This is a genomic window from Pseudomonas sp. NPDC089422, assembly GCF_044749405.1.
In the GTDB taxonomy this organism is placed as follows: Bacteria; Pseudomonadota; Gammaproteobacteria; order Pseudomonadales; family Pseudomonadaceae; genus Aquipseudomonas.
The window spans coordinates 193,981-214,103 of sequence record NZ_JBIVHW010000008.1; the positions used below are offsets into that span (position 1 = coordinate 193,981).

At 63.6% G+C, this 20,123-nt stretch carries 21 protein-coding genes; 12 read left to right on the forward strand and 9 right to left on the reverse strand.

Annotated elements, in window-relative coordinates; translation table 11 throughout:
• Positions 1-30 precede the first annotated feature (30 nt).
• Complete coding sequence (locus ACIPZ8_RS17100) at positions 31-213, reverse strand: carbon storage regulator (protein ID WP_400725421.1); 183 nt, start codon at positions 211-213, stop codon at positions 31-33.
• Between the two features lie 128 nt (positions 214-341).
• On the reverse strand, positions 342-1,151 hold the full coding sequence (locus ACIPZ8_RS17105) for an SDR family oxidoreductase (RefSeq protein ID WP_400725424.1): 810 nt from the start codon (positions 1,149-1,151) through the stop codon (positions 342-344).
• Between the two features lie 203 nt (positions 1,152-1,354).
• Between ACIPZ8_RS17105 and ACIPZ8_RS17110 the strand changes: the two genes are divergently transcribed.
• Positions 1,355-1,507 carry a DUF3309 family protein gene (locus ACIPZ8_RS17110; RefSeq protein WP_012271016.1) on the forward strand — a complete coding sequence of 51 codons (153 nt, stop codon included), beginning with the start codon at positions 1,355-1,357 and terminating at the stop codon, positions 1,505-1,507.
• 54 nt (positions 1,508-1,561) lie between these two features.
• Here the strand turns inward: ACIPZ8_RS17110 and ACIPZ8_RS17115 are convergent, their stop codons facing one another.
• The 3 genes from ACIPZ8_RS17115 to ACIPZ8_RS17125 all read right to left on the reverse strand — a co-directional run bounded on the left by ACIPZ8_RS17115 (position 1,562) and on the right by ACIPZ8_RS17125 (position 4,610).
• Positions 1,562-3,226, reverse strand: coding sequence for a cation acetate symporter (locus ACIPZ8_RS17115; protein WP_400725427.1), 1,665 nt, complete (start codon positions 3,224-3,226; stop codon positions 1,562-1,564).
• The gene (locus ACIPZ8_RS17120; RefSeq protein WP_110639578.1) at positions 3,223-3,534 is read right to left on the reverse strand and encodes a DUF485 domain-containing protein; all 312 of its coding nucleotides are present in this window, start codon (positions 3,532-3,534) and stop codon (positions 3,223-3,225) included. The genes ACIPZ8_RS17115 and ACIPZ8_RS17120 overlap by 4 nt, the downstream gene beginning before the upstream one ends.
• Before the next feature lie 215 nt (positions 3,535-3,749).
• Positions 3,750-4,610 (reverse strand): glycine betaine ABC transporter substrate-binding protein, encoded by an 861-nt coding sequence (locus ACIPZ8_RS17125; protein ID WP_400725430.1) that lies wholly within the window; start codon positions 4,608-4,610, stop codon positions 3,750-3,752.
• A gap of 197 nt (positions 4,611-4,807) precedes the next feature.
• Between ACIPZ8_RS17125 and ACIPZ8_RS17130 the strand changes: the two genes are divergently transcribed.
• Positions 4,808-6,373, forward strand: a complete 1,566-nt coding sequence (locus tag ACIPZ8_RS17130; protein ID WP_400725433.1) for a beta (1-6) glucans synthase — start codon at positions 4,808-4,810, stop codon at positions 6,371-6,373.
• Between the two features lie 141 nt (positions 6,374-6,514).
• On the opposite strand, the gene ACIPZ8_RS17135 is transcribed toward ACIPZ8_RS17130, so the two are convergent.
• Positions 6,515-6,868 (reverse strand): hypothetical protein, encoded by a 354-nt coding sequence (locus tag ACIPZ8_RS17135; RefSeq protein ID WP_400725436.1) that lies wholly within the window; start codon positions 6,866-6,868, stop codon positions 6,515-6,517.
• Positions 6,869-7,057: 189 nt separating this feature from the next.
• Here ACIPZ8_RS17135 and ACIPZ8_RS17140 point away from each other — a divergent pair, with 189 nt between their 5' ends.
• A complete protein-coding gene (locus ACIPZ8_RS17140; RefSeq protein WP_400725438.1) occupies positions 7,058-8,356 on the forward strand; it encodes a serine/threonine protein kinase in 1,299 nt (432 codons plus the stop codon).
• Positions 8,357-8,432: 76 nt separating this feature from the next.
• Positions 8,433-9,176: a VacJ family lipoprotein gene (locus tag ACIPZ8_RS17145; protein ID WP_400725658.1), complete on the forward strand. Its 744-nt coding sequence runs from the start codon at positions 8,433-8,435 to the stop codon at positions 9,174-9,176.
• A 12-nt stretch (positions 9,177-9,188) separates the two neighbouring features.
• Here ACIPZ8_RS17145 and ACIPZ8_RS17150 read toward each other — a convergent pair whose 3' ends face one another.
• Positions 9,189-10,337: a patatin-like phospholipase family protein gene (locus ACIPZ8_RS17150; protein WP_400725441.1), complete on the reverse strand. Its 1,149-nt coding sequence runs from the start codon at positions 10,335-10,337 to the stop codon at positions 9,189-9,191.
• 15 nt (positions 10,338-10,352) lie between these two features.
• Positions 10,353-11,288 (reverse strand): lipid A biosynthesis lauroyl acyltransferase, encoded by a 936-nt coding sequence (locus tag ACIPZ8_RS17155; RefSeq protein ID WP_159409265.1) that lies wholly within the window; start codon positions 11,286-11,288, stop codon positions 10,353-10,355.
• A gap of 111 nt (positions 11,289-11,399) precedes the next feature.
• On the opposite strand from ACIPZ8_RS17155, the gene minC reads away from it, so the two are divergent.
• The 7 genes from minC to ACIPZ8_RS17190 all read left to right on the forward strand — a co-directional run bounded on the left by minC (position 11,400) and on the right by ACIPZ8_RS17190 (position 17,898).
• Positions 11,400-12,164, forward strand: coding sequence for a septum site-determining protein MinC (minC, locus tag ACIPZ8_RS17160; RefSeq protein WP_400725444.1), 765 nt, complete (start codon positions 11,400-11,402; stop codon positions 12,162-12,164).
• A 100-nt stretch (positions 12,165-12,264) separates the two neighbouring features.
• On the forward strand, positions 12,265-13,077 hold the full coding sequence (minD, locus tag ACIPZ8_RS17165) for a septum site-determining protein MinD (protein WP_054893840.1): 813 nt from the start codon (positions 12,265-12,267) through the stop codon (positions 13,075-13,077).
• Between the two features lie 3 nt (positions 13,078-13,080).
• Positions 13,081-13,335, forward strand: a complete 255-nt coding sequence (minE, locus tag ACIPZ8_RS17170) for a cell division topological specificity factor MinE (protein ID WP_003252572.1) — start codon at positions 13,081-13,083, stop codon at positions 13,333-13,335.
• A gap of 84 nt (positions 13,336-13,419) precedes the next feature.
• A complete protein-coding gene (locus ACIPZ8_RS17175; RefSeq protein WP_027918149.1) occupies positions 13,420-14,055 on the forward strand; it encodes an RluA family pseudouridine synthase in 636 nt (211 codons plus the stop codon).
• A 44-nt stretch (positions 14,056-14,099) separates the two neighbouring features.
• Positions 14,100-15,389, forward strand: coding sequence for a M18 family aminopeptidase (locus tag ACIPZ8_RS17180; RefSeq protein WP_400725449.1), 1,290 nt, complete (start codon positions 14,100-14,102; stop codon positions 15,387-15,389).
• Between the two features lie 143 nt (positions 15,390-15,532).
• Positions 15,533-15,700 carry a hypothetical protein gene (locus ACIPZ8_RS17185; protein ID WP_165837385.1) on the forward strand — a complete coding sequence of 56 codons (168 nt, stop codon included), beginning with the start codon at positions 15,533-15,535 and terminating at the stop codon, positions 15,698-15,700.
• Positions 15,701-15,744: 44 nt separating this feature from the next.
• On the forward strand, positions 15,745-17,898 hold the full coding sequence (locus ACIPZ8_RS17190; protein ID WP_400725452.1) for a mechanosensitive ion channel family protein: 2,154 nt from the start codon (positions 15,745-15,747) through the stop codon (positions 17,896-17,898).
• Positions 17,899-17,902: 4 nt separating this feature from the next.
• On the opposite strand, the gene ACIPZ8_RS17195 is transcribed toward ACIPZ8_RS17190, so the two are convergent.
• Complete coding sequence (locus tag ACIPZ8_RS17195) at positions 17,903-18,616, reverse strand: UTRA domain-containing protein (protein WP_400725455.1); 714 nt, start codon at positions 18,614-18,616, stop codon at positions 17,903-17,905.
• A gap of 317 nt (positions 18,617-18,933) precedes the next feature.
• Between ACIPZ8_RS17195 and ACIPZ8_RS17200 the strand changes: the two genes are divergently transcribed.
• Positions 18,934-19,998 carry an ABC transporter substrate-binding protein gene (locus ACIPZ8_RS17200; protein ID WP_400725458.1) on the forward strand — a complete coding sequence of 355 codons (1,065 nt, stop codon included), beginning with the start codon at positions 18,934-18,936 and terminating at the stop codon, positions 19,996-19,998.
• Positions 19,999-20,123 lie beyond the last annotated feature (125 nt).

Here is a 20,123-nt window from a genome sequence, read left to right on the forward strand (position 1 = left end):
GCCAGCCCTTGTAGGAGCGGCCGGTGCAGGTCAATCAGCCTTGCGCGCCTGCGCTGCCTTGATCCGCCGATAGACTTCGGCCCGGTGCACCGGCACCTTGCGCGGCGCTTCCACGCCAAAGCGCACCATGCCATTGCGCGATTCCACCACCTTGATTCGAATATCGTCACCAATTGTGATGACTTCACCGACTTCACGCCCGATCACCAACATGCTCCGATCCTCTCGCAACAGGAAAAAACCGCAGAATGCTTGGGGATATTCGCCTGGACAATGCTTCACTAGCAATTCAGAGCGAACCTACAATGGCTGGTAATATCTCCTACAGACAACTCCTACAATCAGCGTGACTGAGCCTTGGCCCGCATCTTGACCGCCATGTCCGCCATCTCGTCGTACAGCCGCTCCGGCGCCTGACACTTGAGCTGCCAGGCCTGGCGCCCAGCCTCATGGGGCAGGATCAGGAACTCGCCCGCCGCGACTTGCTGGTGGATGTAGTCGGCGATATCCGCCGCGCTGATCGGCGAGCCTTCCAGCAGCTTGCCGACCTGGGCCTTCATCGCCGGGTTTGGCCCGCGGAACGAGTCGAGCAGGTTGGTCTGGAAGAACGACGGGCATACGCAGTGCACCGCCACTTCAAGCTGGCGCAATTCCACCAGCAGGCTTTCCGAAAGCGCCAGTACACCGGCCTTGGCCACGTTGTAGTTACTCATGCCCGGGCCCTGCATCAGCGCCGCCATGGAGGCGACGTTGATGATGCGCCCCTTGCTGCGCTCGAGTTGCGGCAGGAACGCCTTGCAGCCCTTGACCACCCCCATCAGGTTGACCGCGATCTGCCAGTCCCAGTCTTCCAGCGACAGCTCGGCGAAGAAGCCACCCGAGGCGACACCGGCGTTGTTGACCATCACGTCGATGCCGCCGAATTTTTCTTCGCAGGCTTGGGCCAGGGCGGTGAGCTGACTGTAGTCGCGCACGTCGCAGCGCTGGACGAAGCCCTCGCCGCCTGCGGCCTGCACCAGCGCCAAGGTTTCGCGCAGGCCTGCTTCGTTGACATCGGCCAGCGCCAGGCGCCAGCCCTCACGCGCCCAGCGCAGGGCGATCTCGCGGCCGAGACCGGAGCCGGCGCCAGTGATCATGATGCGGTTTTGCATGGTGGCACGCCTTGTTCTGACAGGTTGTGCAACGAGTCTAATCAAGGCCTTGCCGGGAGGCAGGGTTCATCAGGATAGTGAATGGGCGGGCATGACCGTGTGGTCGGTACACAAATGGAATCTTTCGCAAGCGGCACCGGTCCGAATCTACAAGAGGCCAGCAGTCCGAGGCCCTTGACCCTCAACCACGCAAGGACTCCGTCATGACCACGATCCTCATCATCATCCTGATCCTTTTGCTGATTGGTGGCTTACCGGTCTTCCCGCACTCGCGCAGCTGGGGCTACGGCCCGTCCGGCATCGTCGGCGTGGTGCTGGTGATTCTGCTGGTGCTATTGCTGCTGGGCATGATCTAGCCACAGCAGATGAAAAAACCGCGCCGAGGCGCGGTTTTTTCATTGCCGGATGGATCAGTGCGACACGGCGCCGGAAGCCCCCAGGCCAGTCTGCGAACGGACGAACTGCGGATAGAACAGCGCGCGCTCGTCGTCGGCCGCCTTGGACTTGTCGGTGACCGAGAAGAACCAGATGCTGACGAAGGCAATGGCCATCGAGAACAGCGCCGGGTATTCGTACGGGTAGATGGCTTTTTCGTGGCCGAGAATCTGCACCCAGATGGTCGGGCCGAGGATCATCAGCGTCACCGCGCTCAACAGGCCCAGCCAGCCGCCGATCATGGCGCCGCGGGTGGTCAGTTTCTTCCAGTACATCGAGAGCAGCAGCACCGGGAAGTTGCAGCTGGCGGCGATGGAGAACGCCAGGCCGACCATGAAGGCGATGTTCTGCTTCTCGAACAGGATGCCCAGGCCGATCGCCAGTACGCCCAGGGCGACGGTGGTGATCTTCGACACACGGATCTCATCCTTGTCGTTGGCCTTGCCCTTGCGCCAGACGCTGGCATACAGGTCGTGGGAGACCGCCGAGGCACCGGCCAGGGTCAGGCCGGCGACCACCGCGAGGATGGTGGCGAAAGCCACGGCCGAGATGAAGCCGAGGAACACGCTGCCACCCACGGCATCGGCCAGGTGCACCGCCGCCATGTTGTTGCCGCCGATCAGGGCGCCAGCAGCGTCCTTGAAGTCCGGGTTGGTACTGACCAGCAGGATCGCGCCGAAGCCGATGATGAAGGTCAGGATGTAGAAGTAGCCAATGAAGCCGGTGGCGTACAGCACGCTCTTGCGCGCTTCCTTGGCGTCACTGACGGTGAAGAAGCGCATCAGGATGTGCGGCAGGCCAGCGGTACCGAACATCAGCGCCAGGCCCAGCGAGAATGCCGAGATCGGGTCCTTGACCAGGCCGCCCGGGCTCATGATTGCCTCGCCCTTGGCGTGCACCTTGATCGCTTCGGAGAACAGCGTGTTGAAGTCGAAGCCGACGTGCTTCATCACCATCAGCGCCATGAAGCTGGCACCGGACAGCAGCAGCACGGCCTTGATGATCTGTACCCAGGTGGTCGCCAGCATGCCGCCGAACAGCACGTACAGGCACATCAGGATACCCACCAGGATCACCGCGACGTGGTAGTCGAGGCCGAACAGCAGCTCGATCAGCTTGCCCGCGCCGACCATCTGCGCGATCAGGTAGAACGCCACCACCACCAGCGAACCGGAGGCCGACAGGGTGCGAATTTCCTTCTGCCCGAGGCGATACGAGGCGACGTCGGCGAAGGTGTACTTGCCGAGGTTGCGCAGGCGTTCGGCAATCAGGAAGAGGATGATCGGCCAGCCGACCAGGAAGCCGATCGAGTAGATCAGGCCATCGTAGCCAGAGGTGAACACCAGGGCGGAAATACCCAGGAACGAGGCCGCCGACATGTAGTCGCCGGCAATTGCCAGGCCGTTCTGGAAGCCGGTGATCTTGCCACCGGCGGCGTAGTAGTCCGCCGCCGACTTGTTGCGCTTGGAGGCCCAGTAGGTGATGCAGAGGGTGAAGGCGACGAAGGCCACGAACATGGCGATTGCCGGAACGTTCAGCGGTTGTTTCTGCACCTCGCCGGTCAGGGCATCGGCGGCCCAAACGGCGGGTGCGAAGGCTCCGCAGGCCAGTACGGCCAGGGCTTTGGCGTGGCGAATCATTGTTGCGCCTCCTTCAGGATGGCCTTGTTCAGCTCATCGAACTCGCCGTTGGCGCGGCGCACGTAGATGGCGGTCAGGACGAATGCCGAAACGATCAGGCCGACGCCCAGGGGAATGCCCCAGGTAATCGACGAGTCTGGGCTGAGCTTGGTGCCCAGAATCTGAGGACCGTAGGCAATCAGGAGGATGAAGGCGCAGTAGAGGCCGAGCATGATCGCCGAGAGAATCCAGGCGAACCGTTCACGTTTGCTGACCAGCTCCTTGAAGCGCGGGCTGTTTTGTATCGAGAGGTAAATGCTGTCGTTCATTGTTTTTGTCCTAGCAGCACAGGTAGGGGATGGAACCCACACCCTTACTTTATGCAGCTGTTGGACGCCAACCAGACGACCTTAGTCTTAGATGCAACGGTGTTTTACCGATTGCGTAACAAATCGAGGGCCCTTCGCGGATAAATCCGCTCCTACCGTTATCTTTGTAGGAGCGGATTTATCCGCGATCGCCCAAAACTGGCCTTGAAAGATCGCTACTTACCCGTCCACTCTTTAACGCGATCCGGGTGCTTGGCCACCCAGTCCTTGGCCGCTGCTTCAGGCTTGGCGCCTTCCTGGATCGCCAGCATCACCTCGCCAATTTCGTCCTTGGACTGCCACTGGAATTTCTTCAGGAACTCCGCCACTTCCGGCGCCTTGGTGCCCAGTTCCTTGCTGCCGATGCTGTTCACGGTCTCGGCCGCGCCATACACGCCTTTCGGGTCTTCGAGGAACTTCAGCTTCCACTTGGCGAACATCCAGTGCGGCACCCAGCCGGTCACGGCAATCGACTGCTGCTTGGCGTACGCGCGGCCCAGCTCGGCGGTCATCGCCGCACCGGAACTGGCCTGCAGCTTGTAGCCGGTCAGGTCATAGTCCTTGATAGCCTGGTCGGTCTTGAGCATTACCCCGGAGCCGGCATCGATACCCACAATCTTCTGTTTGAAGCTGCTGTCGTTCTTCAGGTCGGCGATGCTGACATCCTTGACGTACTCGGGAACGATCAGGCCGATCTTGGCATCCTTGAAGTTCGGGCCGTAGTCGACCACGTTGTCCTTGTTCTTGGCCCAGTACTCACCGTGGGTGACCGGCAGCCAGGCCGAGAGCATGGCGTCGAGCTTGCCAGTGGCCACACCCTGCCACATGATGCCGGTGGCCACGGCCTGCAGCTTCACGTCATAGCCGAGTTTCTGCTTGATCACTTCTGCGGCCACGTTGGTGGTCGCCACACTGTCGGCCCAACCATCCACGTAACCAATGCTGACTTCTTTGGCCATGGCCTGTGCAGCGCCCATGGCCAATACCAGGGCGGTGCCCACCCCCAGGAAACGGCGCATTCTTGTAAAAGTAGCCATCAAAGCATCCCCTCGTCAGGTCTTGGAGATTGCATCATCTTCCTGCAACACAGGTCGACCTGCTCCCACTGCGACCTGTACCCGCCCCATAAGCGACAGCACTGTGCCATTAGCGGCATCGGCCTGCGCCGACCTGCGCGATCCTTGCATGCCAAAGGTTTGGCGCCGGGCTACTATCTAACGCTTTGCGCCTGACGATGGACCGCCCGATGCCTGATGCTTCCCGCCTGCTGCTGCCGTTGTACCTGCTCGCCTGCCTGATGGCCCTGCTCGGACTGGGGGCGCTCTGGTACGGGCTGGGCAAGCCTGTCCTGCTGCCCGACGCGGCCAGCCCGACGCATAAGCTGCAGTGCGCGTCGTACACCCCGTTCGACAAGGACCAGTCGCCCTTCGACCAGCCTTTCCGTCTGCGCCCGGCGCGCATGGACGCCGACCTGGCGTTGCTGGCCGAGCGATTTCAGTGCATCCGCACCTATTCGATGAGCGGTCTTGAGGCAATCCCGGCGCTGGCGCGCAAGCATGGGCTGAAAGTGATGCTCGGGGCCTGGGTCAACGCCAACCCGGTGGACACCGGGAAGGAGGTGGACGCGCTGATCGCCGCCGCCAATGCCAACCCGGACGTGGTCAGCGCGGTGATCGTCGGCAACGAAGCGCTGTTGCGCAAGGAAGTGACCGGCGAGCAACTGGCCGCGCTGATCAATAAAGTGAAAAGCCAGGTCAAGGTGCCAGTGACCTATGCCGATGTCTGGGAGTTCTGGTTGCAGCACCCGCAGGTGGCGCCAGCGGTGGACTTCCTGACCATTCACCTGCTGCCTTACTGGGAAGACGAGCCGCGCGGTATCGATGATGCCCTGGCCCATGTCGCCGAGGTGCGCCAGGTATTCGGCAACCGTTTCGCGCCCAAGGACATCTTCATCGGCGAAACCGGTTGGCCCAGCGAAGGCCGCCAGCGCGAGACCGCCGCGCCCAGCCGGGCCAACGAGGCGCGTTTCATTCGTGGCTTTGTCAGCATGGCCGAGGCCCATGGCTGGCACTACAACCTGATCGAAGCGTTCGACCAGCCATGGAAGCGTGCCAGCGAGGGCGCGGTGGGGGGTTATTGGGGGCTGTACGATGCCGACCGGCAGGACAAGGGCGTGCTCGAAGGGCCGGTCAGCAACCTGCATTACTGGCCGCAGTGGTTGCTGGCGAGCGTGCTGTTGATGGCGGTCACCCTGCTGTTGGCCGGGCGCCCAGCTTCACCGCTGGCGGCCCTGATGCTGCCGCTGCTGGCTGCATTTGGCGCAGGCTGCCTGGGATTGTGGGGCGAGCTGATGCGCACCCATGCGCGGTTTGCCGGGGAATGGGTGTGGGCGGTGGTGCTGGCCGGGCTGAACCTGCTGGTGCTGATGCATGCAGCTCTTGCCCTGGTACGCCGCGATGGCTGGCGTCGGCGGCTGTTCGGTCATTTGCAGGCGTGGGCGGGCTGGCTGTTGTTGGCGGCGGGTTTTGCAGCGGCGGTGAGCATGCTGGCGATGGTGTTCGACCCACGCTACCGGAGCTTCCCGAGCGTGGCGCTGGCATTGCCGGCCCTGGTGTACCTGCTGAAACCGGTGGCGGCTCGGCGGGCGGAGGTGGCGTTGCTGGCCTTTATCGTCGGGGCCGGGGTGTTGCCGCAGTTGTATCGGGAGGGGTTGGAGAATCAGCAGGCTTGGGGGTGGGCGGTGGTCAGTGTGCTGATGACCGCAGCCTTGTGGCGGAGCTTGCGACTGCGCAAGGGTTGAGAACCTGGGGCCGCTTTGCGGCCCATCGCAGGCAAGCCAGCTCCTACAGGCACAGCGCAAGGCCTGAGAGTAACGCGATACCTGTAGGAGCTGGCTTGCCTGCGATGGGCTGCAAAGCAGCCCCTGTCAGCCCCGGCGCGGTTAGCGAACCAGCCGCAACCCCGCCAGCACCACCACGAACACCGCGATGCTGGCGGTGTACAGCACCAGGGCAGGAATGCCGAAGACCAGCGCCAGCACCGCCAGCCACCAGCCGCCGCGACCGGCAATAAGCTGGGCAAGCAACGCCAGCCCCAACCCGGCCCAGGCCATCACCTGAAAATGAATGCCCAGCCCCAGCAGCGAACGCACCTGGCACTGCCAGTGGTCGCCCGGCGCCACGCACAACCCTACCCACTGCCCATCCTCCATCAACCCATAACGCACGCCATAACTGGCCGCGAGCCAGAGCGCCAGAAACATCAGCAGCAGAGCGGTCGGCAGCGATCGAGACATCCCATTCTCCAATAGCGGTAATCGAAATCATCCATGATCGCCCAAGCCCTGTTGTAAGGCAAAATCACAACCCTGCAGCTATTTTGCAGATAACAAGCACACCAAAGGCCATCGCACTCGGCAACTTTGCCCAGGCAATCGTGGTCCTAGCCTGCATACTGCACGACCTTGATCCTTCTGGGGGAATACATGCTTCGATCTTGGCGCCTCGCCGCCCTTCTTGGCGGCCTGCTCATGGCTGCGGCCGCTTCGGCGCGGGATATCGACGCCGCCAGCTACGGCTACCCCTTGACCAACCCGTTCGAGGCGACCATCGCTACCACACCGCCGGAGCAGCGCCCGACCCTGCCCAGCGACGATGACATCAACCAGTCCGACTACAGCCTGAACCTGCGCCCGGAGCGCGAGTTCAGCCTGCCCGACAACTTCTGGGCAGTGAAGAAGCTCAAGTACCGTCTGGCCCGCCAGGACCACCAGGCGCCACTGATCTTCCTCATCGCCGGTACCGGGGCGCCCTACTCCAGCAGCATCAACGAATACCTCAAGAAACTGTTCTACCAGGCCGGTTTCCACGTGGTGCAGCTGTCGTCGCCGACCAGCTACGACTTCATGAGCGCCGCCTCGCGCTTCGCCACCCCCGGGGTCAGCCAGGAAGACGCCGAAGACATGTACCGGGTGATGCAAGCCGTGCGTGCCCAGCACCCACGCCTGCCGGTCAGCGACTATTACCTCACCGGCTACAGCCTGGGCGCGCTGGACGCCGCCTTCGTCAGCCACCTCGACGAAACCCGTCGCAGCTTCAACTTCAAGCGCGTGCTGCTGCTCAATCCGCCGGTCAACCTGTACACCTCGATCAACAACCTCGACAAGCTGGTGCAGACCCAGGTCAAGGGCATCGACCGCAGCACCACGTTCTACGAGCTGATGCTCGAGAAGCTCACCCGCTACTTCCAGGACAAGGGCTACATCGACCTCAACGACGCCCTGCTGTACGACTTCCAGCAGTCGAAACAACACCTGTCCAACGAACAGATGGCCATGCTCATCGGCACCTCGTTCCGCTTCTCGGCAGCCGACATCGCCTTCACCTCCGACCTGATCAACCGCCGCGGCCTGATCATTCCACCGAAGTTCCCGATCACCGAGGGCAGCAGCCTGACGCCGTTCTTCAAGCGGGCCCTGCAGTGTGACTTCGACTGCTACATGACCGAGCAGGTGATCCCGATGTGGCGCGCCCGCACCGACGGCAACAGCATCCTGCAACTGATCAACCAGGTCAGCCTGTATGCCCTGGAAGACTACCTGCACAACAGCGACAAGATCGCCGTGATGCACAATGCCGACGATGTCATCCTCGGCCCCGGCGATATCGGTTTCCTGCGCAAGGTGTTCGGCGATCGGCTGACCCTTTACCCCCATGGCGGCCACTGCGGCAACCTCAATTACCGCGTCAACAGCGACGCCATGCTGGAGTTCTTCCGTGGCTAACCCATTCCTCCTCGCCACCGCACTGCTCGTCGTCGCCGGCAATGCCCTGGCCGCGGAAACCGCGCCACGGGCCAGCGTGGTCGAAGCCGACCCGCAAGTTACCCAGGCACCCCTGACACCAGAGGCCGACGGCTTCATCGACCCGCTGCGCGAACTGAAATTCAACCCCGGGCTCGACCAGCGCGAGTTCGAACGCTCGACCCTGGAAGCGCTGAACGTGTACGACCCGCTGGAATCGGTGAACCGGCGCATCTACCACTTCAACTACCGCCTCGACCAATGGGTGCTGCTGCCACTGGTCAGCGGCTACCAGTACGTCACCCCCAGCTTCGTGCGCACTGGCGTGAGCAACTTCTTCAACAACCTGGGTGACGTACCGAACCTGTTCAACAGCGTGCTGCAGCTCAAGGCCAAGCGCTCGGCGGAGATCACTGCGCGGCTGATGTTCAACACCATCATCGGCGTGGGGGGCTTGTGGGACCCGGCGACCCGCATGGGCCTGCCGCGCCAGAGCGAGGACTTTGGCCAGACCCTGGGCTTCTATGGCGTACCGGAGGGGCCCTACCTGATGCTGCCGGTGCTCGGCCCGTCGAACCTGCGCGACACCACCGGGCTGGTGGTGGACTATGCCGGCGAGCAGGCGGTCAATTACCTGAACGTGGCCGAGGCCAGCGAAAATCACCCGGAGATCTTCGCCTTGCGCGTGGTGGACAAGCGCTACACCACCAAATTCCGCTATGGGCAGCTCAATTCGCCGTTCGAGTATGAGAAGGTGCGGTACGTGTATACCCAGGCGCGCAAGCTGCAGATAGCCGAGTAAGCAGGCCCGGCCTCAAATTCCGAGGAACTGGCACAGCTCGCGCTTCTTGGCCAGGGCATCGCGCCGCCCCAGTTCGATCAGCTCGCTGCAATAGCTGGCCTCGAACAACAGATAGCTCAACACCCCTGCCCCGCTGGTCCGGGTCGCCCCCGGACCGCGCAGGAACAGGCGCAATGCCGCCGGCAATTCGCGCCGGTGCCGCGCGGCGATCTCGTCCAGCGGTTGGCTCGGCGCGACCACCAGCACCTCGATCGGCGCCAGCCCCAGGCGCCGTGCATCCAGGTGCGCCGGCAGCAGCCGGCTGAGGTGGTTGAGCCGCTGCAGCAGCTCGATATCGTCTTCGAGGTTGTCGATGAAAGTGCTGTTGAGCATGTGCCCGCCGATCTGCGCCAGGCTCGGCTGCTGCCCGCTGAACACGCGCTGGGTCGGCATTGGCGCCGCCGGGCGCTGCGGGTTGCCACTGACCCCGACCACCAGCACGCGGCTGGCGCCCAGGTGCAGGGCCGGGCTGATGGGTGCCGACTGGCGCACCGCACCGTCACCGTAGTACTCGTCGCCCAGGCGCACCGGGGCGAACAGCAGCGGGATGGCAGCGCTGGCCAGCAGGTGATCGATGGTCAACGGCGTGGGCACACCGATGCGGCGGTGGCGCAGCCAGGCGTCGATGGTGCCGCGGCCCTGGTAGAAGGTTACCGCCTGACCGCTTTCGTAGCCGAATGCGGTCACGGCGACCGCCCGCAGTTGCTCGGCGGCGATGGCGTGGCCGATGCCATCCAGGTCCAGGTGCGACTGCAACAGGCCACGCAAGGGGCTGCTGTCGAGCAACGCCACTGGCACCTGGCCGCCCAGGCCCAGCAGGTTGTGGCTGACGAAGCGGCTGGCCTGGCGCACCACGCCGGGCCAGTCGCTGCGGATGACCAGGCGGCTACGGAAGTTCTGCCAGAACGTGGTGAGGCGCTGCACGGCGTCGTTGAAGCGGGTGGCACCACTGGCCAGGGTCACGGCGTTGATGGCACCGGCCGAGGTGCCGACGATGACCGGGAACGGGTTGTGCGCGCCGGGCGGCAGCAGTTCGGCGACGCCGGCGAGCACGCCGACCTGATAGGCGGCGCGGGCGCCGCCGCCAGAAAGGATGAGACCGGTTACCGGGGGTGGCGCCATGGATTCCGTCCTGGATCAGCGTTTTTTCTTGTCGTACAGCCGCGGCGCACCCTCGGGCCGCGACTTGAAGCGCCGGTGCGCCCACAGGTACTGCTCCGGGCACTCGCGAAGTACACCCTCGACCCACTGGTTGATACGCAGGCAATCCGCTTCTTCGCTCTCACCTGGGAAGTTCTCCAGCGGCGGGTGAATCACCAGACGATAGCCGCTGCCGTCCTCCAGGCGCTTCTGGGTGAACGGAATCACCTGCGCCTTGCCCAGGCGGGCGAACTTGGTGGTCGCGGTCACCGTGGCCGCCGGAATACCGAACAACGGCACGAAGATGCTCTGCTTGGCGCCGTAGTCCTGGTCCGGTGCGTACCAGATCGCCCGGCCCGAGCGCAGCAGCTTGAGCATGCCACGCACGTCATCACGCTCCACGGCCAGCGAATCGAGGTTGTGCCGCTCACGGCCACTGCGCTGGATGAAGTCGAACAGCGGGTTGCCGTGCTCGCGGTACATGCCGTCGATGGTATGCGCCTGGCCAAGCAACGCGGCGCCGATCTCCAGGGTGGTGAAGTGCACCGCCATCAGAATGGCGCCCTGCCCGGCCTGCTGCGCCGCCTGCAGATGTTCGAGGCCTTCGATGTGAGCCAGGCGCGCCAGGCGGGCCTTGGGCCACCACCAGCTCATGGCCATTTCGAAGAAGGCGATACCGGTGGAGGCGAAGTTGGCCTTGAGCAGACGCCGCCGTTCGTCGTCGGACAGTTCCGGGAAGCACAGCTCGAGGTTGCGTGCGGCAATGCGCCGGCGCTCACCGGCCACGCGGTACATCAGCGCGCCCAGGGCACCGCCGAGCCACAGCAGGGCACGGTAGGGCAACTGCACCACCAGCCACAGCAGGCCAAGGCCCAGCCACAGGCCCCAGAATCGCGGGTGGAGGAAATAGGGTCGAAAACGCGGGCGTTCCATTGAAGCTTCCGGCAAGACAAAGGCCGAGCATTCTACATCGGATCGGCACCGGTTGCGGCCAACCGGTCTTATCGTTATAAGTCAGGGCACTTTTTTCGCAACAAGCCGTCTATGCAGACCATGAGCCCAAACCACACATCCGACACCGCCTCCGTGTTCCAGCTCAAGGGCAGCATGCTCGCCATCACTGTGCTGGAACTGGGTCGTAACGACCTGGAAGCCCTCGACCGCCAACTGGCGGCGAAAGTGGCCCAGGCCCCGAATTTCTTCAGCAACACGCCGCTTGTGCTGGCGCTGGACAAGCTGCCGGCCGACGAAGGGGCGATCGACCTGCCCGGGCTGATGCGTATCTGCCGCCACCACGGCCTGCGAACCCTGGCGATCCGCGCCAACCGCATCGAGGACATCGCCGCGGCGATCGCCATCGACCTGCCGGTGCTGCCGCCGTCCGGCGCCCGTGAGCGTCCGCTGGAGCCCGAACCCGAGGTGAAGAAGGTCGAGCCGGCCCCTGAGCCGGCCCCTGCCCCGGCTCCGGAACCAGAAGTGCGCCCTACCCGCATCATCACCTCCCCCGTGCGCGGCGGCCAGCAGATCTACGCCCAGGGTGGCGACCTGATCGTCACCGCCTCGGTCAGCCCGGGTGCGGAACTTCTCGCCGATGGCAACATCCATGTGTACGGCGCCATGCGCGGCCGCGCCCTGGCCGGGATCAAAGGCAATACCAAGGCACGTATCTTCTGCCAGCAGATGACCGCCGAAATGGTCTCGATCGCCGGCCAGTACAAGGTGTGCGAAGACCTGCGCCGCGACCCGCTGTGGGGTGCCGGCGTGCAAGTCAGCCTGTCCGGTGACGTGTTGAACATCACCCGTCTTTAACGGATACTTGCCGTCATTTTTAGAGCAACTTTTTCATCTGTTGCCGTTTTTTTGCATTTTGCTGGGACACCTGTCCCGACTTATTTAGGGGTGAAACACCTTGGCCAAGATTCTCGTCGTTACTTCCGGCAAGGGGGGTGTGGGCAAGACCACCACCAGCGCCGCCATCGGCACCGGCCTCGCTCTGCGCGGCCACAAGACTGTCATCGTCGACTTCGACGTGGGCCTGCGTAACCTCGACCTGATCATGGGCTGCGAGCGCCGCGTGGTGTACGACTTCGTCAACGTGGTCAACGGCGAAGCCAACCTGCAGCAGGCCCTGATCAAGGACAAGCGCCTCGAGAACCTGTTCGTGCTGGCCGCCAGCCAGACCCGCGACAAGGACGCGCTGACCCAGGAAGGCGTCGAAAAGGTGCTGATGGAGCTGAAAGAACAGTTCGATTACGTCATCTGCGACTCCCCGGCCGGTATCGAGAAAGGCGCGCACCTGGCAATGTACTTCGCCGACGAAGCCATTGTCGTGACCAACCCTGAAGTGTCTTCGGTACGTGACTCGGACCGCATGCTGGGCATCCTGTCGAGCAAGTCGCGTCGCTCCGAGAACGGCGAAGAGCCGATCAAGGAACACCTGCTGATCACCCGTTACCACCCAGAGCGCGTCGAAAAGGGCGAAATGCTCAGCATCGCCGACGTCGAAGAGATCCTGGCGATCAAGCTCAAGGGTGTGATCCCCGAGTCGCAGGCCGTGCTCAAGGCCTCCAACCAGGGCATCCCGGTCATCCTTGACGACCAAAGCGATGCCGGCCAGGCGTACAGCGATACTGTCGACCGCCTCCTGGGCAAAGAGAAACCCCTGCGTTTCATCGAAGTGCCGAAGCAAGGATTCTTCGCGCGCCTGTTTGGAGGCAAGTAAACCATGAACCTTTTTGACTTCTTTCGTGGCAGACAGAAACAGACCAGCGCGTCGGTAGCGAAAGAGCGTCTACAGATCATCGTGGCGCATGAGCGCGGCCAGCGCAGCGAACCGGACTACCTGCCGGCGCTGCAGAAAGAACTGCTGGAAGTGATCCGCAAGTATGTGAACATCGGCAACGATGATGTGCACATCGAGCTGGAAAACCAGGGCAGCTGCTCGATTCTGGAACTGAACATCACCTTGCCTGATCGCTGATTCAGGCGTTTCAGGCTCAGGCAAAAACCACTGGGGCTGCATTGCAGCCCCAGTGGTTTTTGTCATTTTCACAGAGAACACGCAATGCCGCTGTCGAACATCCAGATCCTCCATGAAGACGCCGCCATCCTGGTGATCAACAAGCCGACCCTGCTGCTGTCGGTGCCCGGCCGCGCCGAGGACAACAAGGACTGCCTGATCACCCGCCTGCAGGAAAACGGCTACCCGGATGCGCTGATAGTGCACCGCCTGGACTGGGAAACCTCCGGCATCATCCTGCTGGCCCGCGATGCCGACAGCCACCGCGAGCTGTCGCGCCAGTTCCACGACCGCGAGACCGAAAAGGCCTACACCGCGTTGTGCTGGGGCCAGCCGGCGCTGGACAGCGGCAGCATCGACCTGCCCTTGCGCTACGACCCGCCGACCAAGCCTCGGCACGTGGTGGACCATGAGCAGGGCAAGCACGCGCTGACCTTCTGGCGCATCGTCGAGCGTTGCGGGGATCACTGCCGGGTCGAGCTGACGCCGATCACCGGGCGTTCGCACCAGTTGCGCGTGCACATGCTGTCGATCGGCCATCCGTTGCTGGGCGACCGCCTGTATGCCAACCCGCAGGCGCTGGCGGCCCATGAACGGTTGTGCCTGCATGCCTCGATGTTGAGCTTCACTCACCCGGTCAGCGGTGAGCGATTGAAGTTCGAGTGCCCTGCCCCCTTCTGAAGGTATCTGCGCTAAACTCGCGCCACTGCTGTCTGGAGTGAGTTATGCGCGAAGCACTGAATACCGGCCTGATCGAATTCCTCAAGGCCTCCCCGACGCCCTTCCATGCCACCGCCAGCCTGGCCCAGCGCCTGGAGGCGGCCGGCTATCAGCGCCTGGACGAGCGTGACAGCTGGGCCACGGTGCCCGGTGGCCGCTACTACGTTACCCGCAACGACTCCTCGATCATCGCCATCAAGCTGGGCAAGCAGCCACCGCTGCTGAACGGCATCCGCATGGTCGGCGCGCACACCGACAGCCCGTGCCTGCGGGTCAAGCCGCAGCCCGAGCTGCAGCGCCAGGGCTTCCTGCAACTGGGCGTGGAAGTCTACGGCGGCGCGCTGCTGGCGCCGTGGTTCGACCGCGACCTGTCGCTGGCCGGGCGCGTCACCTTCCGCCGTGACGGCAAGGTAGAGAGCCAGTTGATCGACTTCAAGCTGCCGATCGCGATCATCCCCAACCTGGCGATCCACCTGAACCGCACCGCCAACGAAGGCTGGCAGATCAACCCGCAGAACGAGCTGCCGCCGGTGCTGGCCCAGGTGGCCGGTGACGAGCGTATCGACTTCCGTGCCGTGCTCACCGAGCAGCTTGCCCGCGAGCATGACCTCAACGCCGACGTGGTGCTGGATTACGAGCTGAGTTTCTACGACACCCAGGACGCCGCGCTGATCGGCCTGAACGGCGACTTCATCGCCGGCGCCCGCCTGGACAACCTGCTCTCGTGCTATGCCGGCCTGCAAGCGCTGCTGAGTGCCGACAGTGACGAGACTTGCGTGCTGGTGTGCAACGACCATGAAGAAGTCGGCAGCTGCTCGGCCTGCGGCGCCGATGGCCCGATGCTCGAACAGACCCTGCAACGCCTGCTGCCGGACGGCGACGCCTACGTGCGCACCATCCAGCGTTCGCTGATGGTCTCGGCCGACAACGCCCACGGCGTACACCCCAACTATGCCGACAAGCACGACGGCAACCACGGCCCCAAGCTCAACGCCGGGCCGGTGATCAAGGTCAACAACAACCAGCGCTACGCCACCAACAGCGAAACCGCCGGGTTCTTCCGCCACCTGTGCATGGCCGAGGAAGTGCCGGTGCAGAGCTTCGTGGTGCGCAGCGACATGGGCTGCGGTTCGACCATCGGGCCGATCGCGGCCAGCCACCTGGGGGTACGCACGGTGGATATCGGCTTGCCGACCTTTGCCATGCATTCGATCCGCGAGCTGTGTGGCAGCCATGACCTGGCGCATCTGGTGAAGGTGCTGAGCGCCTTCTACCGTAGCCGCGAGCTGCCTTGAGATTGATCTAGGCAGGTCTGGCCTTTTCGCGGCGGTTCGACGCGAAGAGGCCGGGCCTGCAAACAGATGCTCAGGATCAATCCCCCTTCTGCCCAACCCGCTATGCTTGTTGTATGGCTTCTAATGCAGAAGGACCACTGCCCATGTCCCCCTTTCTTTCATTGTTCGTGCCGGTATTCCTGTTCCTGATGCTGCTGACCATCGGGTTCAGCATGCGCGAGCGCAATATCGGCGTGCTGATGATGTGGATCGGCACGCTGGGTATCTTTGGCCTCACCTGCTGGACGATCCTGGAGAAACTGCCGACATAAACCTCTACACTCGGTCAATCGTTTGACCTGAGGTAGATTTCCCGGTGCCAGCCTTCCTGCGTTGCCTAGCCCTGCTGCTGTTCATCTTCATGTCCCCGGTCCAGGCCGCGGGTTTGCCCAGCCTCCTGGGCTCAAGCGCCCCCGCCCAGCCCGAAGCCACCGAACCGCTGGGCAAATCGCTGGACGAGGTGATCAAAAACCTCGAAAACGACCAGCAACGCGCCAAGCTGCTGGCCGACCTGAAGAAACTGCGCGACGCCACCAAGCAATCGCAACCCACCGTCGAACAGGGGGTCCTGGGCCTCATCGGCGGCGCCCTCAACGACCTCGAAAAGCAATTCAGCGGTGACTCCAGCCCGTTCTACCGCTGGTCACAGGAAATCGAACAGGCCCAGGCCGAACTCACCGAGCTGATCGTGCCGGTGCATCAGTGGCCGGCCATCCTGTTCGGCTTTGCCGCGGTGATCGCGGTGTGGAGCCTGCTGGCCTATGCCTTCAACTGGGTCGGCCACCGCGTGCGCGTGCGTTTCGGCCTGACCGAGGAACTGCCGCAACACCCCCGTACCTGGGACCTGGTGCGTTTTGCCCTGCGCAAACTGGGGCCGTGGCTGGTGGCCCTGATCTTCACCGTGTACCTGAGCTTCGCCCTGCCGCCGTCGCTGGGCAAATCGCTGGCCATGGTGCTGGCCTATGCACTGGTGGTCGGCACCTGCTTCTCGGCCATCTGCGTGATCGCCTTCTCGCTGCTCGACGGCCCCCATCGCCACCGCGCCCTGCACATCCTGCGCCACCAGGCCTTCCGCCCGCTGTGGCTGATCGGCAGCTTCGCCGCCTTTGGCGAGGCCATGAGCGACCCGCGCATGCTGGTCGCCCTGGGTACCCACCTGGCCCATGCCCTGGCGACACTGGCCAATGTCATCGCGGCGCTGTCGTCCGGCCTGTTCATCCTGCGCTTCCGCCGGCCGATCGCCCACCTGATCCGCAACCAGCCGCTGGCCCGGCGCCTGACCCGACGCACCCTGAGCGACACCATCGAGATCCTCGGCAGCTTCTGGTTCGTGCCGGCGCTGATCCTGGTGGCGGTTTCGCTGTTCGCCACCTTCATTTCCGCCGGTGACACCAGCACCGCCCTGCGCCAGTCGCTGATGTGCACCGTGCTGGTGGTGGTGTGCATGGTGCTCAACGGCCTGGTGCGTCGCCACGCGGCCAACCCCAAACGCGCCAGCAAGCGCCAGGCGGTGTACGCCGAGCGCCTGCGCAACTTCGGCTACCTGCTGGTACACCTGTTCATCTGGCTGGTATTCATCGAACTGGGGCTGCGCGTGTGGGGCCAGTCGATGATCGGCTTCGCCGAGGGCGACGGCCATGAAGTGAGCGTGCGCCTGCTGGGCCTGGCCGGCACACTGATCGTCGCCTGGCTGGTGTGGATCCTCGCCGATACCGCCGTGCACCATGCCCTGGTGCGGTCGCGCCGGGGCCTGGCCAACGCCCGTGCGCAGACCATGATGCCGCTGATCCGCAACGTGCTGTTCGTGGTGATCTTCATCATTGCGGTGATCGTCGCCCTGGCCAACATGGGCATGAACGTCACGCCGCTGCTGGCCGGTGCCGGTGTGATCGGCCTGGCCATCGGTTTTGGCGCACAGTCGCTGGTGGCCGACCTGATCACCGGCTTGTTCATCATCATCGAAGACTCGCTGGCAATCGACGACTATGTCGATGTCGGTGGCCACCTGGGCACGGTCGAGGGCCTGACCATTCGTACCGTGCGCCTGCGTGACATCGACGGCATCGTGCACACCATCCCGTTCAGCGAGATCAAGAGCATCAAGAACTACTCACGTGAGTTCGGCTACGCGATCTTCCGTGTGGCCATCCCGCACAGCATGAACATCGACCAGGCGATCACGCTGATCCGCGAAGTGGGGCAAAAGCTGCGCAATGACCCGCTGATGCGCCGCAACATCTGGTCACCGCTGGAGTTGCAAGGGGTGGAGAGTTTCGAGTCAGGCTCGGCGATCCTGCGGGCACGGTTCAAGACCGCGCCAATCAAGCAGTGGGAGGTGTCGCGGGCGTTCAACCTGGCATTGAAACGCCAGCTTGATGAGGCCGGGCTGGACCTGGCCACGCCGCGCCTGTCGGTGCAGGTGGTGACTGCCGGTGGCGGTGGCGTGACAGAGGCCGGCGCCTCCAGATAGGGCCCTAGCCTGCCTGGGCGCGGATGCGGATTGCATCGTGCCGCCAATATTCCAGGTCACAGTCGATCAGGTGCCCGTGCTGGTCGCTGTTGACCCGGGTGATATGCAGGCCCGGGCTGCCGGCCGAGACCTTCAGCGCGCCCGCCGCGTCCACGGGCAAGGCGGTCGGCAGGATCTCGAAGCACACCTGCCCGTACCGGATGCCATACACCCGCTCGTAGATCTCGGTCAGGGACTGCGCCAGATCCTGTTCGAGGATGCCGGGAAAGTACTTCGGGTTCAGGTAGTGCTCGGCATACAGCACCGCCCGCCCATCGATGCGCCGCAACCGGCAGATCCGCACCACGCTGGACAGCGCCGGCAGTTGCAGCCGCGCGCAAATGGCCGCCGAAGCCGGCTGCAGGCGCGCCGAGAGCAGCTCGGTGCTGGCCTCCCGCCCCTGGTCCCGCACCATCGCATGAAAGTGGCTACGCTCGATCAGGTCGTAGGTCAGGCGCTGCGGTGCGACGAACCAGCCGCGCCGTTCTTCGCGGTAGATCAGCCCTTGGGCTTCCAGCTGCACCAGCGCCTCGCGCAGGGTGATGCGCGTGGTGGCGAACACTTCGCTGAGCTTGCGTTCGGCCGGCAATTTGCCGCCCGGCGCCAGCAAGCCGTGCTCGATCTGCTCCTGCAGGGCATGGCAGATGGCTGTTACCGCGCGCGGTGGCGTCGACTGCATCAAAAGGTTACCTATCTGGACTAGTCCAGCCCCATGGCGGGGCCTTTGGAGAATAGTGCAAGCCTAGGCAGGGCTGATGAACATCCTGTGACAAAGGCCTTGGCCTGGCAATGCCAGAAACGCGCCAGCCCAGCAGAGCCGGGGCGAATGCGTGGTCTACGCTGTAGTTTCAAGGCCTGCGCAGGCCCTGTCTTACATCAAACTGTCACGCAAGCGGCCTACCTTGGCTCAAGCTTTGCTGACCTAGACCAACGGTCAGCAAAAACAGCTTCACTCATAACAACGATCGCTAAAGGCACCCACCCAAGGAGCTTCGGATGAAAAAGTTGTTCATGGCGTCACTGCTCGGCTCGGCCATTACCCTGTGCACCTCGGCGATGGCTGCCGGCCCTGACCTCAAGGCCCTGGAAGACGCCGCCCGCAAGGAAGGCACCGTCAACAGCGTAGGCATGCCCGATGCCTGGGCCAACTGGAAAGGCACCTGGGAGGATCTGGCCAGCAAGTACGGCCTCAAGCACAGCGACACCGACATGAGTTCGGCGCAGGAAATCGCCAAGTTCGAAGCCGAGAAGGACAACGCCAGTGCCGACATCGGCGACGTCGGTGCCGCCTTCGGCCCGATCGCCGCCAGCAAGGGCGTGAGCCAACCCTACAAGCCAAGCACCTGGGACCAGGTCCCTGAATGGGCCAAGGACAAGGACGGCCACTGGGCGCTGGCCTATACCGGCACCATCGCCTTCATCATCAACAAGGACCTGGTCAAGGAAGGCGATCGCCCGACCAGCTGGCACGACCTGGAAAAAGGCAAGTACAAGGTCGCCATCGGTGACGTCAGCACCGCGGCACAAGCCGCCAACGGCGTGCTGGCTGCCGCCATTGCCTACAAGGGCGATGAAAGCAACCTGGCCCCGGGCCTGCAGCTGTTCACCAAGCTGGCCCAGCAGAAACGCCTGTCGCTGGCCAACCCGACCATCCAGACCATCGAGAAGGGCGAAGTGGAAGTCGGCGTGGTGTGGGACTTCAACGGCCTGAGCTACCGCGAGCAGATCGACCCCAAGCGCTTCGAAGTGCTGATCCCGTCGGACGGCACGGTGATCTCCGGCTATACCACCATCATCAACAAGTACGCCAAGCACCCGAACGCGGCGAAGCTTGCGCGTGAGTACATCTTCAGCGACGCCGGGCAGATCAACCTGGCCAAGGGGCATGCGCGGCCGATCCGTGCCGAGCACCTGAAGCTGCCGGAGGATGTGCAGGCCAAGCTGCTGCCGAACGAGCAGTACAAGGCCGCCCAACCGATCAAGAATGCCGAGGTGTGGGAAGCGACTTCGAAGAAACTGCCGCAGATGTGGCAGGAGCAAGTGATCATCGAGATGGAGTAAGGGGCTAGCTTTTGTAGTGCCTGATCCGGCCCTTTCGCGGGCAGGCCCGCTCCCACAGGGACCGCATATGCCTAGAAAGCTGTGCTGTACCTGTAGGAGCGGGCTTGCCCGCGAAGAAGCCAACG